The organism is Pedobacter sp. R-06, assembly GCF_049913135.1.
Taxonomy (GTDB): domain Bacteria; phylum Bacteroidota; class Bacteroidia; order Sphingobacteriales; family Sphingobacteriaceae; genus Pedobacter.
Window position 1 is genome coordinate 927876 of the sequence record NZ_CP183977.1, and the last position, 19000, is coordinate 946875.

Consider the following 19000-nt stretch of genomic DNA (forward strand, 5'->3'; position numbering starts at 1 on the left):
CTATGAATCCATTATTATTAACAGACGGTTATAAAGTTGACCACCGTAGACAATACCCAGAAAATACCACATTGGTTTATTCTAACTGGACGCCAAGAAAAAGCAGGCTAGAAAACGTAAATCATGTGGTGCTTTTTGGCTTGCAATATTTTATCAAAAAATACATCATTGAAGATTTTAACCAGAATTTCTTTAAACAGCCAAAAGAAGAAATTCTTAAAAAATACGCCCGTAGGATCAATAATTACCTGGGAGAAAATTTGGTAGGTACACAACATATAGCTGATTTACACGATCTGGGTTATATTCCAATGGTCTTTAAATCATTACCAGAAGGAGCTGAAGTGCCTTTGCGTGTACCCATGTTTACCATGTATAATACAAAATCTGAATTTTTCTGGTTGACCAATTATTTCGAAACCTTACTGTCAGCAGTAGTGTGGTTGCCATGTAATTCTGCTACCATAGCTAAGCAATACCGCACCATTTTGGATCAGTATGCTGCCGATACCTCTTCAGTTCCAGAATTTGTAGACTGGCAGGGGCACGATTTCTCTATGCGCGGCATGGGGGGAATAGAAGCTGCCGTAACTTCGGCAGCCGGGCATTTATTGAGTTTTACAGGGACAGATACCATTCCAGCCATCGATTTTTTAGAAGAGTATTACAATGCAGATTCAGATAAAGAGTTAATTGGTGGATCAGTAGCTGCTACAGAACACTCTGTAATGTGTATGGGGACCAATACCGGAGAACTCGAAACCTTTAAACGTTTGATTTTAGAAGTTTACCCGAAAGGAATTGTATCTATTGTTTCTGATACCTGGGATTTATGGAAAGTGTTGACAGAGTATTTACCTATTTTAAAAGATGATATTATTGCCCGTCCGGGTAAAGTGGTAATTAGACCAGATTCGGGAGATCCTGTTGATATTATCTGCGGAAATCCAAATGGCAAAAACGAAAATGAGAAAAAAGGTGTAATAGCGTTGCTTTGGGATGTTTTTGGTGGAAAAACCAACGATAAAGGATTTAAAGAGCTAGTACCGCAGATTGGTGCCATTTATGGAGATAGCATTACTACCGAAAGAGCTATGCAGATCTGCGAGCGACTAAAAGCTAAAGGTTTTGCCTCTACCAATGTTGTTTTTGGCATCGGCTCATTCACCTACCAATATAATACACGTGATACTTTTGGTTTCGCGATGAAAGCCACCTACGGCGAAGTTGATGGCATCGGTCGCGAGATCTTTAAAGATCCGATTACCGATGATGGAACTAAGAAATCGGCAAAGGGTTTATTACAGATTTTTAAAAATGCGAACGGAGATTATGAATTGAAAGATCAATGCAGCTGGGAAGAAGAGGCACATGGCGAATTGAAAGAAGTTTTCAGAGATGGAAAGTTATTGATCGATTATTCTCTCGCTGAAATTAGAGAAAGGCTAAAGAATAGTTAACTTTGCCAAGTTTTTAATCGACTGGCTTTTGGCTGGTCGATTAATTTTTTGAAAGATACAATGCAGAACACCCCCACATTTAACCATCAGGCTGATATCGTAAATAGTGCCATTAGATTTATAAACGCATGGTTTAAACAATCGAAGGCTATTACCGCCGAACTGAATGATTTTTTTATTCTCCCGGGTAATAAAGTTATTGGTAAGGATGTTATCATTGGTCGGTTAAAAGGTATTTTCGGTCGGTCTGATGAATATGTAGGTGGTAGATACGATATTATCGATGTTAATTTTGAATTAATGAACGAGGGTAAGGGCATGGGCTTTGTTGAAGGGGTTGCAGGTTATAGAGATGTTATTCAAAAACAATCGAAAATAGTAAGCGGACCTTTTAAACTGTATTTCGCATTGCATAACGGTGGCTGGAAAATTGTAAATATCGAATTTCCGGGCTTTAATTATTAAGACGACTTTATTACAATAGTAATTCGCCACTCTCCATAATTTTTCTATCTTTGGTTTTTAATGAATTTCCTTTATCCGGGCTTTCTTTTTGCACTAATATCGGTTGCCATCCCGGTTATCATTCATTTATTCAATTTCAGGAAGTTTAAGAAGGTTTATTTCTCTAATGTTCAGCTTTTAAAAGAAGTAGAACAGCAAAATTCTTCCAAAGAAAAACTTAAAAACCTGCTTATTCTGTTGTCGCGGATTTTGGCGATTATCTTTTTGGTGCTGGCATTTGCCCAGCCCTACATCCCGGCGCACAACCAAAAAACTACTGCTTTAAATAATATAGTAAGCATTTATATCGATAATTCTTACAGCATGGAAGCCATTAATAAAGATGGTAACCTGCTCGATGAAGCCAAGCGGAGGGCAAAAGTACTGGTAAAAGGTTTTGGAATAAACGACCGTTTTCAACTCCTGACCAATAATTTTGAAGGAAAACATCAACGATTGTTAAACGAAGAAGAGTTTTTAAAAGCATTGGATGATGTTAAAATCTCGGCAGCAAACCGTAATCTCCAACAGATACTAAACCGACAGGGGAATGTTTTAACGGGTTCTGCAAATAAGTATAGCTTTCTGATCTCCGATTTTCAGAAAAATATCTCCACCACAAGTAAACTCGATACAAAAGCAGATATTCAATATTCATTTTTGAAACTGAATGCCAACACGCTGCCGAATGTTGCAATAGATAGCGTTTGGGCACTTTCTCCAAATCATCAGCCGGGCGCAAATGAACGACTGGTTGTGCAGTTGAAAAATTACTCCGAAGAAGAAGCAAAAAATATTCCTCTAAAACTCAGCATCAACAACCAGCAGAAAGGATTGGGTGCTGTAAGCATCCCATCGGGTAAAACGGTTAAAGATACCCTGAATTTCTCTGGACTGAATGCAGGATGGCAAAAAGGCTTAATCAGCATTAAAGATTTTCCGGTGACCTTTGATGATACACTGTCATTCAGTTTTAAGGTAGATGAAAGTTTTCTGGTTCTCAGTATTAACGGAGCCAATGCAGGCAGTTACATTAAAGCATTGTTTGCTGCCGATCGATATTATAAACTCACTGAGAATGCCGAAAGCAGTGTGAATTATAGCAATTTTGCCAGTTATGGTCTGATTGTGTTGAACGGTTTGAAAAATCCATCAACAGGATTGGCACAACAGTTAAAAACCTATCTGAATGCAGGTGGTACAGTGGTACTTTTTCCTGATTTAGATGCCAATATTCAAACTTATAACTCATTTTTAAGTGGTTTGTCGCTTCCTGCCATTCAAGGTTTAAATACCACGCCAACCAAAGTCGATCAGATTGATCTGCAAAACCCCATTTTCAAGACTGTTTTTGAGGAAATACCCAAAAATCTTGACCTTCCAGCAGTTTCCCGTTATTATTCTTTTGTAGAGAAAAATACCTCCAATAAAGAAGATATTATGCTATTGCCAGGTAGAAAACCGTTTTTCTCTAAATATGGGGTAGGTAACGGACAGGTCTATTTATCTGCTTCAGGACTTAATACAAGTGACGGGAATTTAGCACGTCATCCGGTTTTTGTGCCGCTGATTTATCGTTTGGCATTGAGTGGAGGAAATGAAACGCCCTTATATTACAATCTCGGTAATGATAATGCATTGGCGGGTAAAAAGATTGCACTGGGTAAAAATCAAAGCTTAAAAATTACCGCGGATGGTTTCGAGGCGATTCCTGAAATCCGCCAGGCAGATGGAAAAACACTGATTTACATTGCCGATCAGATAAAAAGCGCAGGTTTTTATAACCTGAAACTTGCAGATTCGCTACTTGCTGTTTATAGTTTCAACAATGGCAGAACAGAATCTGATATGCATTATTTGGACAAAACAGAACTCAATCAGTTGGCTGACAAAGGCAATCTGAAAATATTCGATACCGATAAAGATGCCGTTAAATTAATTGCCGGCGCCAATAAAATCGGGCAGACTTTATGGAAACTTTGCCTAATTTTGTCGCTGATTTTTATTGCAGCAGAAATTTTGCTCATCCGATTTTTTAACAACACAAAAAAAACAATATGAATCTCCTGGTTAAAAATGTAGCCATTGCCGATCCGCAAAGTAAATTCAATAATCAACAATGCGATGTTAGGGTAGAAAATGGCAAAATTAAAAACATAGGTAAATTAACTGCCGATAAAAACGAAACTGTTTTTGATGCTCAGGGTGCTTTCTTAACGCCTGGTTTTTTCGATCTAAACTGTGTAGCTGGCGATCCGGGTTTCGAAACCAAGGAAGATATTCAAACATTAACCGCAACCGCAAAAGCCGCAGGTTTTACAGGCTTGGCTTTATTGCCGCAAACAAGTCCGGTTGTGCAGTCAAAATCTCAGGTAGAATACATCATCAATAAGGCCAAAAATAATCTGGTTGATGTTTTACCAGTGGGGGCAATAAGCCAGAACCGTGAGGCAAAGGAACTTGCCGAACTGTTCGATATGCAACAGGCTGGTGCAGTAGCTTTTTCTGATGGAGATAAGGCCTTGCAGGATGATGGTTTTATGAGCCGTGCCTTACAATATGCAAAAGGCTTCGATGCACTATTAATGGTTTATCCCGAAAATAAATCCATAGCTGGCAAATCGCAGATTAACGAGAGCAAAAACTCTGTGCTTTTGGGTATGAAAGGTTTACCCGCATTGGCCGAAGAAATGCATATTACCCGCGATATTTTCCTGGCATCTTATAATGAAACCAAAATCCACATCAGTAATATTTCAACTGCCGGGGCTGTGGCATTGATTCGTAAAGCAAAGAAAGATGGCGTTCAGATTTCTTGCGATGTAACGGCACATCACCTGGTATTTACAGAAGAACTTTTAAGCGATTTTGATAGCAATTACAAGGTTAAGCCACCACTGCGCGGAAAAGCAGATGTAAAGGCGTTAATTGCTGGTTTAAAAGACGGAACCATCGATGCCATTACTTCTCAGCACCGTCCGGAAGAAATCGAATTTAAAAATGTTGAGTTCGAAATTGCGCACTATGGTATCATCGCTTTACAAACCGTATTGCCACTGTTATTAAAGGCTGGATTGGATAAAGCTTTAATTGCAGAGAAATTGGCCATTAATCCACGTAAATTATTAAATTTAGCTATTCCGGTAATAGAAGAAGGTACTGAAGCTAACTTTACTGTTTTTAACACGACAGAAAAATGGTTGTATAATGCCACAAGCAATTATTCAAAATCAGCAAACAGTCCATTATTGGGTACCGAACTTACCGGGAAGGTAACCTTGGTTTATAATAATAATCAATATTGGGAGAGGTAGTTAGGAATAACCTCTATATCCCTGACTATATAGATGCTGAAATGAATTCAGCATGACGATCGATGTAATGATCTTTTAATCTTAAAAATCTTTGATCCTATGGATAATAGAGTAAAAAAAGCACTAAGTGCAGCCATTAACAAGTATGCTGAGGTTTCAGCTACCAATGTAGACGGTTTTGAAAGAGAGTTATTAGCTGCTTTTGAGCTTGATATTAACTTTTTAGATAAAGCAACAGCTTTCGATGCCGTTTTCGATTCTCACCCTAAATTTGAAGAATTACGCGAAGTGTTTTTTGATTTATTGATGGTGAATTTCTTTAGCAGTGACGTGCAGAAACTGGAAGATGACTATTTAGAAAGTGATGAATGGGCAAATATTGAAGAAGAAACCATTGATAGGGGAACGGAACTCTTAAATCTTTTGCTTTATATTAAAGAGTGTAAGGATGAAGATCTGGATCCTGAATTGGGCGATTTCCTGAAAGAATTTTTATTGGTAGAGGACGATGAGTTTCAGGATGAATTCGAAATTTATGAAGAACTGATCAGCAACCAGCAGTTGGCAGAAAGCAGTGTAGAAGAGATTTGCAAAACAGCAGCCAAGCTAAATATCAGTGAAGAAATGCAGGAATTATTTGTACCTTTTATGGTCTTTTTCCTTGATGTAGAAGGAAGCGCAGAAACAACCAAAGAAATAATTCAGTATAGTAGTAACAAATCGTTCGATTCTGCTACTTATATATTAATTACAACAATTAATAGTTAAAATAATTTATCATGGAACAACAAATACTTCAAGACGAAAAGAAACCCAATGCACTGGCCTTTAAAGTTGCAATAAGTTTTGCAGTTTATTCAATTGTATTAATTTATCTGTTAAAATTGCTTGGCATCGATTCAACAAACCCAGATTTACCATTAGCAGAAAAAATTATTGCAATGGTTCTTTCTTATGGTGTATTTTTTATATCGATAATTTATACCCAGATTACACATAAAAAAGAGCTTGGAGGATATATTACGTACGGAAGAGCATTTTCTACCGGTTTTAAGGTAGCTGCTTATGCCGGTTTGTTTGTAGGCTTGCTTTTCATTTTATATTACAAAGTTCTAGATCCAACTGCTTTAGATAAAATTGCTGATGCAGCGATAGAAAAAGCGAATGGTAATGAGCAACAGATAAAAGGTATTGAAATGATGCGCGGATATATGTGGATTTTTACTGCTTTTGGAGCTGCTATTGCCTATACATTACTTGGCTTGATTATAAGCTTAATCAGCGCAGCTATTCTTAAAAAGGATAGGGTTTAATTTTTTATAAAGTTTTCCAACGTGCAGGTTTTATCATTTAATTTGATGAAATTTGCACGTTTTAATTTAAACAAACCTCGCAGGTTTCTAAAACCTGCGAGGTTTATGCTTAAAAGATGGATATATCAGTTGTAGTACCCTTATTTAATGAAGATGAATCTCTGCCAGAATTAACGGCATGGATTGATAAAGTGATGATCGACAATAATTTCAGCTATGAAATTATTTTGGTTGATGATGGTAGTACGGACAGATCGTGGGAGGTGATAGAAGAATTAAGGCTTCAGAATCTTGCTATAAAAGGCATTAAGTTTAGAAGGAACTATGGTAAATCTGCAGCTTTAAACGTTGGTTTCGAAGCTACTCAGGGCGATGTGGTCATCACCATGGATGCCGATCTGCAGGATAGTCCGGATGAAATCCCTGAATTGTACCGCCGCATTAAAGAAGAAAAGCTCGATATTATTTCAGGCTGGAAGAAGAAACGTTACGATCCGATTACTAAAACTATCCCAACAAAATTGTTCAATGCGGCTACCCGCAGAATGAGCGGTATAGAGCTGAACGATTTTAACTGTGGCTTAAAAGCTTACCGTAGCGATGTGATCAAAACCATCGAAGTTTACGGTGAAATGCACCGCTACATTCCGGTAATTGCCAAATGGGCCGGATTTAATAAAATAGCCGAGCAGGTTGTAGAACACCGTGCCCGTAAATATGGCACAACTAAATTTGGTTTCAGCAGGTTTATAAACGGCTTTTTGGATTTACTCTCCATTTTCTTTGTGGGTAAATTTGGTAAACGCCCAATGCACTTTTTTGGCTCATTAGGGGTTTTAAGCTTCTTTATTGGCATAATCATGGCATTTTACATCTTATTCGAAAAGAAATATTTGATATGGCAAGGTTTACCTTACCGCGATGTAACCGATCAACCACTGTTTTATTTATCGTTGGTTGCCATTGTTGTTGGTTCGCAGATGTTCCTGGCAGGTTTTATTGCAGAACTCTTATCGCGTAACGCACCAGAAAGAAATCAATATTTGATAGAAAAGGAATTAAGGTAGAAAGTTAAAAGGCGGAAGGTTATCCGCCTAAGCCCCTAACCTCTAACCCCCTCAACCCTCAACCTCAAAAAATGTTTTTCTCCATCATCATTCCACTTTACAATCGTCCTCAGGAAATTGACGAACTTTTAAACACCCTAACTAAACAGACTTATTTACAGTTTGAAGTTTTGGTTATTGAAGATGGTTCGAAAAACGATGCAAAGGCAATTGTTGCTTCTTATGCAGATAAACTGGATATTAAATATTACTTTAAAGAGAATGCCGGACAGGGTTTTGCACGTAATTTTGGTTTCGAAAAGGCCAAAGGCGATTATTTTATCATTTTTGATTCAGATATCCTTGTTCCCGGCGATTACCTTGAGATCGTCAAAAATTATCTTTACGAACATCATTTAGATGCTTACGGCGGTCCGGATGCCGCACATGATAGCTTCACACCTGTACAAAAAGCAATTAGCTATGCCATGACTTCGCCTTTCACCACTGGTGGAATCCGCGGAAACAAACAGCATGTTGGGCAGTTTCATCCACGCAGTTTTAACATGGGGGTTTCCCGACAAGCCTGGGAGAAAGTAGGTGGTTTTATCTTAACCAGGTTAGGTGAGGATATAGAATATAGTATCCGTATTCACGAAAACGGCTTTAAGATCGGTTTGATTCCAGATGCAAAGGTTTATCATAAACGCAGGACAAGCTTTAGTCAGTTTTACAAACAGTTACACTTTTTCGGGAGAGCAAGAATCAATATTTACAAACATTTTCCAAAAGAATTAAAACTTGTACATTTTTTTCCAGCTTTATTTACATTGGGCTTTGGTTTCACCATTTTGTGTAACTTTATATATCCTCCATTGGCATATGTTTGTAACTTCTTCTTATTGATTTACTTTATGTTGATATTTTTTCATTCATGGTCTGTAAATAAATCGTTAAAAGTTGCATTTTTGAGCATTATATCTTCATTTATCCAATTAACTGCTTATGGTTTAGGATTTATACAGGATTTATTTAAACGTGTGGTATTCAAACAACAATGATAAATTATCTAAAAGAAAGTACGTTCGCCGTTAATGATGTAATTCAAAAGGCATGGAGCATTACCAAGAAACACTATTTCTCGATTGCTACGCTATGTTTTCTGATGTTTATCACAGCAAGTGCATCTAGCTTAATGGCCTTTTTTATTAAAGACGTAAGCAAAGCTTTAAGCGTTGTGATGGTGATTATTTTCGTTTTGCTCTATTTTACCATTAATCTTTCGTTGTTTAAATACATTTTCCATTTAATGGACGATGAGGAAAACGATGTGAAAATCGTAGATACGCTTCCAACCAGGCAACAAATTATAAGGTTCCTGGTAGCTACCCTTTATTTTGTAGGTTGTATCCTTGGCGTTTATCTGGTCGTAATTTTGGTCGCCTTCCCTTTTATTTATACTGGGATTAATGTTTCGATTGTAAAAAATGTGGCGATATCCGTAGGCATTATTGCTATTTTCATTACCTGGTTAAGAATTTCATTTTTCCCGTTTTTTATTATTGATAAAGGCGCAACCCCTTTCGATTCGATCAAATTGAGTTTGGCTACTACTAAAGGAAATTTTACTAAGATTTTGTTGTTATTGGTGGTTTTAGGCGGAGGGTATTTAATCTACCTGTTGCTAAACTACCTGCAATGGCCATTAATCGCTTTTATTGTAAATATTTTAAGTTCATTTATCATCGTTCCACTTTCTAGTGTAGCACTAACTGTTGCATACCGCAAAATTTCGAGTGAGTATAAAGGCGACGAACACCCGGATATTTTACATAATATCGTTTAACCCCCAGCCCCTAAAGGGGAGTTAAAAATCAGATTTAAATTTATGGAAAAAGAAAAGAACGGCAGAAAGGAAAAGTCCCCTTCAGGGGGTTGGGGGCTTAAAGCAGCATTAAGTAAACCCTTTGCGGCATTTGCAGTTTGGCAGATTAACAAATGGAAGCATAATGCCGTAAATGCTCAGCATAATATCTTAAAAAAGCTGATTGACGAGGCTAAAAATACTGCATTTGGAAAAGATCATCATTTCGCTGAGATTAGAACCTATGCTGATTTTAAAAAACATGTTCCCGTTCAGGATTATGAAGGATTAAAAGCTTATGTAGATCGCGTAGTAGCGGGTGAAGCCGACGTACTTTGGAAAGGTAAGCCACTCTATTTTGCCAAAACATCAGGCACCACTTCGGGTGTAAAATATATTCCACTATCGAAAGAATCAATGCCTGAGCATATCAAAGCCGCCCGTAATGCCATTTTAACTTATATTAACGAAACAGGAAAGGCCGGTTTTGTAAACGGAAAGATGATCTTTTTGCAAGGGAGTCCGGTTTTAAGTGTAAAACACGGAATCAATGTTGGGCGTTTGTCGGGAATAGTGGCGCACCATGTGCCAGCTTATCTGCAAAAGAACCGATTACCTTCTTATGAAACCAATATTATCGAAGATTGGGAGCAAAAAGTTGAGGCCATTGTTGAGGAAACCATCAATGAAAACATGACCTTGATTTCGGGTATTCCACCTTGGGTACAAATGTATTTTGATAAACTTTCAGAGAAATCAGGCGGGAAGAAAATCGCTGAAATATTCAAGAATTTTAGCCTGTTTATTTATGGTGGTGTAAATTTTGAGCCTTATCGGGCAAAAATTGAGCAAAGCATCGGTAAGAAAATTGATGCGATTGAAACTTATCCGGCTTCGGAAGGATTTATTGCCTATCAGGATTCGCAAAAGGATAAAGGACTATTGTTGCTGGCCGATGCAGGAATTTTTTACGAATTTGTTCCTGCCGATGAATATTACAATGATAATCCTACACGGTTATCGCTTGGCGAGGTCGAACTAGATACCAACTATGCATTAATTTTAAACACCAATGCAGGTTTATGGGGTTATAGCATTGGCGACACCGTGAAGTTTGTTTCTAAGAACCCTTACAAAATTGTTGTAACCGGAAGGATTAAACATTTTATATCTGCCTTTGGTGAACACGTAATAGGAGAAGAGGTAGAACAGGCAATTTTAAGTGTGGCCAATGAAGAACAGGTAGAAATTACGGAATTTACAGTTGCACCTCAGGTTAATCCGGAAGCCGGCCAATTGCCTTATCACGAGTGGTTTGTAGAATTTTCGTCTGCACCAAAAGATATGGCTACTTTTAGCAAAAAGGTTGATGAGGCTTTGCAAAAGAAAAATATTTATTACTTTGACCTGATTGAAGGAAACATCCTTCAGCCGTTGATTATACGTACTTTGCAAAAAGATGCTTTTGTAAACTACATGAAAAGTGAAGGGAAGTTAGGCGGACAGAATAAAGTGCCACGCTTGAGCAATGATAGGAAGCTGGCTGACGCTTTGGAAAGGTATATTGTTTAACCACGAGTCGTCATTTCGAGCGAAGTGTAACGCAGTCGAGAGATCTATCTAGATAGATCTCTCCATTCCGCTGGGCTCCAGTCGAGATGACGATCGACTCAACAGATACATTTCAGAATGACAAAAACGCGTGAATAATAAAAATGATTAAATAAAATGCTTAATTAATTTTAAGCGTTACGATATTAAAAGATTTGAAGAAAATAACCATATTAGGTTCTACAGGAAGTATAGGTACGCAAGCGCTTGAAGTGGTAAGGGACCATCCCGATACATTTAAAGTTGTTGTACTATCTGCATTAAAGAACTCGGAATTACTGATTCAACAGGCAAAGGAGTTTAAGCCAGCTATTGTTGTAATCTGTGATGAAAACAAGTACAATGAAGTAAAAAATGCTTTATCGGCTTTTGATATTAAAGTTTTAGCGGGGGAAGATGCTTTATCAGAAGTTGCGGCTTATGATGACAGCGATGTCGTATTGACCGCATTAATGGGGTCGGTAGGACTAAAACCTACTATTGCTGCAATAAAGGCTGGAAAAAACATTGCTTTGGCCAACAAAGAAACATTAGTGGTAGCCGGCGAACTGATTACGCAACTGGCAACAGAACACCATGTTAAAATTTTACCAGTCGATTCAGAGCATTCAGCAATATTTCAATGTTTGGTAGGCGAGGAGCAGAATGAAATCGAAAAGATTTATTTAACAGCTTCGGGCGGACCATTCTTAGGCAAAACAAAAGATTTTTTATCTATAGTAAAAAAAGAGCAGGCCTTAAAACATCCCAACTGGGTGATGGGGGCAAAAATCACGATTGATTCTGCATCCCTAATGAATAAAGGTTTGGAGGTAATTGAGGCAAAATGGTTGTTTAACCTTGATGTAGATCAGATTGATGTAATTGTTCATCCTCAATCTATCATCCATTCGATTGTTCAGTTTACCGATGGATCTATGAAGGCACAAATGGGTGTTCCGGATATGAAACTGCCTATTCAGTACGCTTTAAATTATCCCGATAGGCTAAAAAACAATTTTAAGCGTTTTAACTTCCTGGATTATCCAAATTTTAGCTTTCAAAAAGCCGACATGGAAACATTCAGGAATTTAGACCTGGCATTCGCTTCTTTACGAAAAGGGGGGAATATGCCCTGTATTTTAAATGCTGCCAATGAAATTGTTGTAGCCGCATTTTTGAAGGCTAAAATCGGTTTTCTGCAGATGAGCGAGGTTATTGAACGGTGTATGGAAGAAATCAGTTTTGTTGAAAAGCCACAATTGAGTGATTATTTAGAAACTGACAAACATAGCCGTATCTTAGCCGGCGAATTAGTAACAAAAAGTATAGTTTAACATCTAACATAAAAATTTTATAAGAGAATATGAATGGATTGATTATGGCGGGGCAGCTGCTGCTCGGATTGTCTTTATTGGTAATATTACACGAATTAGGGCATTTCTTGGCAGCAAGAGCATTTGGTATTAAAGTAGAAAAGTTTTATTTATTTTTTGATGCTTGGGGTTTCAAGCTTTTTAGTTTCAAAAAAGGCGATGTTGAATATGGAGTGGGATGGTTGCCACTTGGTGGTTATGTAAAAATTGCAGGAATGATTGATGAGAGTATGGATACTGAGCAAATGGCTCAACCTGCTCAACCATGGGAATTCCGCTCTAAACCAGCCTGGCAACGTTTAATCGTAATGTTAGGTGGAATCATTGTAAACGTAATTGTAGGCGTTTTTATCTTCTGGATGTTAACCTTCAACATCGGACAAAATTATACCGTTAACGGCAAGCTAAACAATGGTATTTCTGTAGGAGCAATTGGCAAAGAAATCGGCTTAAAAAATGGAGATAAAATTTTAGCCATCAATGGAAATAAACTCATCCGATTTGAAGATGCTATATCGAGCAAAGTATTATTTGATGGCGCACAATTAACCATCTTAAGAGAGAATAAAACCCTTTACATCTCCGTTCCAGATACAATTTTGAACAAAATATCGAAGAACGATAAAGAAAATTTTATTACGCCGCGATATATAATGGAGCGTGTTGATAAGGTAAGTGCACCTGATGAAAAGGCTGATAAACCATCATTTTTTGATAAACTGTTTGGCAGAAAGTTCGAGAAACCAGTATATCCTGCTTATGCCGCAGGTATTAAACCTGGCGATAGTATTTTAGCCGTTAATGGTAAGCAGATTACTTTCTTCGATCAGTTTAAAGAAGAGGTTTCTACAAATAAGTTAAAGCCCATTACCGTTAAGGCGTTGCGGAAAGGCAAAGAGGTAACGTTTGAACTTAAGGTAAGTAAAGAGGGAACAATTGGAATTATCCCTAACCTAAAGATGCCTGAAACTGCACATGTAGATTTTGGCTTTATAGAGTCTTTACCAGTTGGTGCCAGCATGGCATGGAGCACTTTTGTAGATAATGCAAAAGGTATTGGTAAAATGATTACCGGGAAGTTAAGTGCGCGCAACATCAGTAGCCCTATTGGGATAGCCAAGGTGTATGGCAGTACTTTCGACTGGGTTAAATTCTGGACTTTAACAGGATTAATTTCGATGGCATTGGCATTTATGAATTTATTGCCTATTCCGGGCTTAGATGGAGGTCATGTAGTGTTTCTTTTAATTGAGATGGTACAACGTAAGCCTGTAAGCGAAAAAGTACTGGAGAAGGCGCAGATTGTAGGCTTTGTAATCCTGATCTGTTTAATGGTGTTTGCTTTTGGTAATGATATTCTAAAATCCTTCGGTAAGTAAAACCAAATTTATATAATTGCCGCAGATGCGCAGATTTGACGAGTCAATCTGAACATCTGCGGCTTTTTAATTTTTATACATCATGAGTGAAGCTAAACCAGCAACCAATTATTTCGATTTTTACGAGTTACCGATCCAGTTTAATCCAGATCAGAATGCGGTAAAAGCAAAATTTTATGCTTTAAGCAAAAAGTTTCATCCCGATTTTTATGCCAATGAAAGCGAAGCGAAACAGCAAGAAGTACTCGATTTGTCAACTTTGAACAACAAGGCTTACCAGACATTGAGTAATGCTAAAAAACGCTTAAAATATGTGCTGGAATTAAAAGGAATTGTAGAAACAGACGAAGGTTATCAACTGCCGCAATCTTTTTTAATGGAAATGATGGATGTAAATGAGGCTTTAATGGATTTGGAATTTGAGCCGGATGCCGAAAAGCTAGCGCAGGTAAAACGAGATGTTGATGCAATAGAAAAAGATCTGGCTAACGAATTGAATGATTTGATAGGTCGTTTTGATAGCAATCCCACAGCGTCCGATGCACTACTGCCATCGATTAAGGATAATTTTTACAGACAGAAATATATTGATAGGATTAGGGAACGCTTATTGAAGTAAGTCAGGGGTCGGAGGTACGAAGATTGTCGTTTAAAAGGAATAAGCACCTAACGCTGCGCGCTTTCCGTATACGGTGTGGTTAAAAGCAATTCATTTGTGCAAGAAAGATGCTGAAACAAGTTCAGCAAGACGATCGCATTAGTCACTAAGCCTTAAACCTTCCGCCTTTAACCTTTTTAGAACACCTAATTGTAAAATCATTTTTTAGTTTTTGATAGGCAAAAGCTTTGTTCTACTTTCGGAGAAAACAATCAGATCAATGAATAGTTCTCTTTCAATTTTTCGTAAAGTGGCTGTGGCAGAAGGCATATCCTATCTGCTATTATTATTTGTAGCCATGCCGTTAAAGTATTTTGCAGATCTTCCTTTGTATGTAAAATATACGGGATGGGCACATGGATTATTATTTGTATTATATGCAGCCACCTTAGTTTTAGCTTGGCAAGAACAAAAATGGAAGTTTGGTAAAGCCGTTCTCATCTTTTTGGCATCACTTTTACCTTTTATGCCCTTTGTAGTAGATCGCAGATTGAAAGATAAAAGAGCGATAAACTAATTGCCCATTACACCAATTACTTACCTTAGTGTTTATACACTTAACTTAACAAATGATCGCCAGAGGTAGGTTAGATATTCGTTTTACTGAACTTTTTAAGGGTGTATTATACTGTATTGGTGGTGCTTGCGGTTTTAAAAAGGAACAGCCCCAGTTTCCTGAAGGGCAGTTGCCCTGTCTTTCTGTTCGTACAGGTCTCCATCTTGTATTAGAAGCACTAAATCTTGAGCCTGGTGATGAAATACTGGTTGCAGATATTAACATCCCGGATATGTTTGCAATCATCGCTGCCTATCATCTAAAAGTTGTACCCTTAACTATAGATAAAAATACACTAGGTATATCCGCCGGACAGATAGAGGCCACTATTACACCCAAAACAAAGCTGCTGCTCATTACCCATTTATTTGGTGCAATAATGGATACCGAAGCACTGCTTAATATAGCCAAATTGCATAATCTGATCGTTATAGAAGATTGTGCACAGGCTTATGACGGAATTTACAAGGGTAATTTAAAATCAGATGTGGTATTTTTCAGCTTTGGACTAATTAAGACGAATACAGCTTTAACCGGAGCGATACTCTGTATTAGAAACGAGCAACTATTTGCTGCGGTAAAAATATTGAACAACAGGCTGCCGGTGCAAAAAGGTGATCGATACTTCAAAAAAATAATTAATGCTACCCTGATTAATATGCTTACCGCAAGATGGATATTTACCATAGCTTATTGGCTTTGCAAGCTATTTGGTAAAGACTTTGATACGCTTATTACTGGTTTTACCAGAGGTTTTCCTGGTGCGGATGTAATGAAGAAAATCAAATACAGGCCATGTGATGCCAATTTGTGTATGCTACAACATAAATGGAGTCATTTTAATCAATCTCATATCCATAAACGAAAAATACTGGCTAGCCAATTATTACGAGATGTAAACCCGCAACACATTATTGGTAATGCAAATTTAAGGCATACACACTGGGTGATTCCAATATTGGTGGCTAACCCATCACTGTTAATCGATAAATTAAGAGATAAAGGATTCGATGCCACTTCAAAAGCGTCTAGTTTAGTTAAGATCGGTTTTACCGGTTTGTCGCCAAAAACCTCAAATGCGCTAACACTTCAAAATTTAGTTTATCTGCCAATGGATATGAAAATGAATAAAAAAGAAGTTAAACAATTGAATCAGTTGTTATTAGATAATCTGTTAAACGATGTAGGTTTTAGCAAATCAGATCAGATATAAAAAGAAGTAAATAAAATTTGCGAATTAAGTGCTTAATTTATACATTTGCATCCCGCTGAACAAGCAAATGCCCAGCTGGCGGAATTGGTAGACGCGCTGGTCTCAAACACCTGTGGGAAACCGTGCCGGTTCGACTCCGGCGCTGGGTACACTTTTTCTTAGGGATCCCCAACGGGATCCCTATTTAGTTAACAATCAAATTACATTCAGGGAATTTCTTTTCCACTTACCTACAAGCTGACGTTAACTTTTCTATTAGAATTTCTTAATTATAACCGTAAAATTTTTTCTGGTCTTTATGCTTGCCTCAAGATAAAGTACATATCATCAGAAAAAAAATAGTGAAGTAAAAACGCTTAGTTAAAAAATAATAATTGGATGCCTTAAATAAAAAGCGATATTTTTGATGTGAGAAGAGCATTGCTTAAACTATAGAATGTATATTAACAAGAATCATTTACAGAAGGATATCGATTATCCAAACCGCTACCTTTCAGGCAACCTATTCAATACTTCAGGTATTATCTTCGGCATTATTCTGTTATTTCTTTTATTGTTTAAACCTTTTGGTGTTTCTGCGGCAGAACAAAAGCTAGACTATTTTTTTATATGCGGCCTTCATGCATTGTCGCCGGCAATAATCTTATATTGTTATTTTAGAATGCTTAACTATTTAAGAGAGCGGTCGCAATTAAAAAATTGGGCACTAGTTTGGGAATATGTACATGTAGGAATTGTTCTCTTCTTAACAGGCATTGCCAACTTTTCGATACGTGATATCATTTATCAAAATACAAATAATTGGTCATGGTTTTATTTGTGGGAAGAAATAAGGAACAGCTTGGTTGCGGGCGGCCTTTTTTATTTTATTTTTAGGTTAGCCAGTTTCTATTTTCAATCTAAAAAGGGGGATCCATTTGTTCTGCAGTTTATTCCCCTGTATGTTGAACAGGAAAAGATGGTTCCCCCATCTCCGATCTTTATCAAAACTCAGGTTAAGCAGGACGATTTTGATCTGTATTTGTCAGATCTTCTCTTTGCTAGGGCTGAAGGTAATTATATTGAACTGACAAGTTACAAAGATGGTCAGATCAATACTGAACTTAAAAGGATTTCCCTTACCAGGTTTGATTCGCAGGTTTCCGATCATCCTAACTTATTTCGCTGCCATAGGGCTTATTTGGTAAATATGCTTCAGATCGAAAATGTATCAGGCAACGCTCAGGGCTATTTACTTGCCTTCAATGCTACCGGAGCAAAGGTTCCGGTTTCAAGGGCGCAGTTAGGTCATTTTAACAACCTGTATAAACAGCTTCAGGAAAAGTATGGCACTTAATCTTGTTGTCCGTCACAAAGGTTTGTTGCCTGCAACAAGCGCTAAAGAATGTGTTTTTGTTATTGTAGGTTTGCCATAAGTTCAGGGTCAATCCATCAATCTTAAACAAAAATCAATCATGTCATCATCATCAAAATCCAGACAATTAAACAAGCTATTTTACATCGATAATATTAAACTACTGTTAACAGTACTGGTGGTACTCCATCATACATTTATTGCCTATAGCTCTTCACATGGTTGGTATTTTACACAGAAAACAAGCCATCTTGCTGCCCTTTTGCCGATGACGATTTTTGTTAGCATTAACCAATCTTTCTTTATGGGCTTTTTCTTTCTGCTGTCGGCCTATTTTATCAGCCCATCGTTGGATAGGAAGGGACCCCTCAAGTTTATTGCCGACCGGTTGTTGCGACTCGGGATTCCTTTGTTGTTCTATTCTTTTGTGCTTTCACCTTTTATCAGTTATCTGGTTTATTATTTTGCCGATGGGAACCATATCACTTATCTGCAATATTTATCCGGCTACGATACTTGGATAGATCCTGGCGTAATGTGGTTTGTAGCTGCCTTATTGATATTTACCTTGATCTACGTGCTGGGACAAAGTTTGATTAAAATTACATTCAAAGAATTATTGCCTGTGCCCGGGGCTAGTACCATCTTACTGTTTGCTGTCTCATTGGGCCTGGTGAGCTTTTTAACTAGGATACTGTTTCCTGTTGGGTGGGTGATTAAGCCATTGGGGTTTCAACTGGGGCATTTTCCACAATATATCGCATTGTTTGTTGTTGGGCTGGTTGCCCGTAGAAATCAATGGTTTGATGAATTATCCAAACGAACAGGGAAATGTCTTAAATGGTCTGCATGGTTATGTTTGTTGTTCTTTCCAGTGTTTTTTGTTATCCAGCTCAAACTGAAGATGCCAGTTGCGTGGTATTCTGGCGGTTTGCACTGGCAGTCTTTGTTGTATGCGGTGTGGGAGCAATGGATAGGGCTATCTATCCTAACTGCATTGCTGAGCTGGGCAAAGTTGTCATGGAATAGTTCATCACCCTTGCTTGGTAGGTTATCCCGTTATTCTTTTGCAGTTTATATTTTTCATCCGCTGATGATTGTTGTCCTAACCCTTTTAATAAGAAATTGGGCAACTGATCCCGCGATAAAGCTTGTAGTAGTAGCTCCCCTTGCCGTATTGGGCAGTTTTATGCTAAGTGCACTTATCTTATTGGTTCCGGCAGTGAGAAGTATCATATAAGATTGAAATCCAAAATTTTTGAAAAACTGCCTATTTCAATCAATTCGTCTATAAAATACATAAACTAATTTGATTGCCCCTTTGTGCCAATTTTAAGATGTGGAGAAATCAGCTGTAAACCAGGGATTTAATG

At 37.6% G+C, this 19000-nt stretch carries 17 protein-coding genes and 1 tRNA gene; all 18 read left to right on the forward strand.

From position 1 onward, the window contains the following. The first annotated feature begins 2 nt into the window (after positions 1-2). On the forward strand, positions 3-1460 hold the full coding sequence (locus tag ACN9MR_RS04040; protein WP_426328344.1) for a nicotinate phosphoribosyltransferase: 1458 nt from the start codon (positions 3-5) through the stop codon (positions 1458-1460). A gap of 60 nt (positions 1461-1520) precedes the next feature. Continuing rightward, positions 1521-1925, forward strand: a complete 405-nt coding sequence (locus ACN9MR_RS04045; RefSeq protein WP_426328345.1) for a hypothetical protein — start codon at positions 1521-1523, stop codon at positions 1923-1925. A 60-nt stretch (positions 1926-1985) separates the two neighbouring features. Then, a complete protein-coding gene (locus tag ACN9MR_RS04050) occupies positions 1986-4025 on the forward strand; it encodes a BatA domain-containing protein (protein WP_426328346.1) in 2040 nt (679 codons plus the stop codon). Beyond that, a complete protein-coding gene (locus ACN9MR_RS04055) occupies positions 4022-5278 on the forward strand; it encodes a dihydroorotase (protein WP_426328347.1) in 1257 nt (418 codons plus the stop codon). The genes ACN9MR_RS04050 and ACN9MR_RS04055 overlap by 4 nt, the downstream gene beginning before the upstream one ends. Positions 5279-5377: 99 nt before the next feature. Next, on the forward strand, positions 5378-6046 hold the full coding sequence (locus tag ACN9MR_RS04060) for a hypothetical protein (protein ID WP_426328348.1): 669 nt from the start codon (positions 5378-5380) through the stop codon (positions 6044-6046). 11 nt (positions 6047-6057) lie between these two features. Next, complete coding sequence (locus tag ACN9MR_RS04065) at positions 6058-6591, forward strand: DUF4199 domain-containing protein (protein ID WP_426328349.1); 534 nt, start codon at positions 6058-6060, stop codon at positions 6589-6591. Between the two features lie 116 nt (positions 6592-6707). Then, entirely contained in the window at positions 6708-7658 is a 951-nt protein-coding gene (locus ACN9MR_RS04070) for a glycosyltransferase family 2 protein (RefSeq protein WP_426328350.1), read from the forward strand. A gap of 71 nt (positions 7659-7729) precedes the next feature. Next, on the forward strand, positions 7730-8698 hold the full coding sequence (locus ACN9MR_RS04075) for a glycosyltransferase (RefSeq protein ID WP_426328351.1): 969 nt from the start codon (positions 7730-7732) through the stop codon (positions 8696-8698). Then, complete coding sequence (locus ACN9MR_RS04080) at positions 8695-9483, forward strand: hypothetical protein (protein WP_426328352.1); 789 nt, start codon at positions 8695-8697, stop codon at positions 9481-9483. Before ACN9MR_RS04075 ends, ACN9MR_RS04080 begins: the two co-directional genes overlap by 4 nt. Positions 9484-9525: 42 nt before the next feature. After that, the gene (locus tag ACN9MR_RS04085) at positions 9526-11073 is read left to right on the forward strand and encodes a GH3 auxin-responsive promoter family protein (RefSeq protein ID WP_426328353.1); all 1548 of its coding nucleotides are present in this window, start codon (positions 9526-9528) and stop codon (positions 11071-11073) included. A 194-nt stretch (positions 11074-11267) separates the two neighbouring features. Next, positions 11268-12428: a 1-deoxy-D-xylulose-5-phosphate reductoisomerase gene (locus ACN9MR_RS04090; RefSeq protein WP_426328354.1), complete on the forward strand. Its 1161-nt coding sequence runs from the start codon at positions 11268-11270 to the stop codon at positions 12426-12428. Positions 12429-12457: 29 nt separating this feature from the next. Beyond that, entirely contained in the window at positions 12458-13846 is a 1389-nt protein-coding gene (gene rseP, locus ACN9MR_RS04095; protein ID WP_426328355.1) for an RIP metalloprotease RseP, read from the forward strand. A gap of 82 nt (positions 13847-13928) precedes the next feature. Next, positions 13929-14465 (forward strand): Fe-S protein assembly co-chaperone HscB, encoded by a 537-nt coding sequence (hscB, locus tag ACN9MR_RS04100; RefSeq protein WP_426328356.1) that lies wholly within the window; start codon positions 13929-13931, stop codon positions 14463-14465. Between the two features lie 259 nt (positions 14466-14724). Next, on the forward strand, positions 14725-15021 hold the full coding sequence (locus ACN9MR_RS04105; protein ID WP_426328357.1) for a DUF3817 domain-containing protein: 297 nt from the start codon (positions 14725-14727) through the stop codon (positions 15019-15021). Between the two features lie 52 nt (positions 15022-15073). Then, positions 15074-16273, forward strand: coding sequence for an aminotransferase class V-fold PLP-dependent enzyme (locus ACN9MR_RS04110; protein WP_426328358.1), 1200 nt, complete (start codon positions 15074-15076; stop codon positions 16271-16273). A 69-nt stretch (positions 16274-16342) separates the two neighbouring features. Then, positions 16343-16422 (forward strand) — tRNA-Leu (locus ACN9MR_RS04115). Positions 16423-16709: 287 nt separating this feature from the next. Further along, positions 16710-17609, forward strand: coding sequence for a LytTR family DNA-binding domain-containing protein (locus tag ACN9MR_RS04120; RefSeq protein ID WP_426328359.1), 900 nt, complete (start codon positions 16710-16712; stop codon positions 17607-17609). Positions 17610-17727: 118 nt separating this feature from the next. Continuing rightward, positions 17728-18867 (forward strand): acyltransferase family protein, encoded by a 1140-nt coding sequence (locus tag ACN9MR_RS04125; RefSeq protein WP_426328360.1) that lies wholly within the window; start codon positions 17728-17730, stop codon positions 18865-18867. Positions 18868-19000 lie beyond the last annotated feature (133 nt).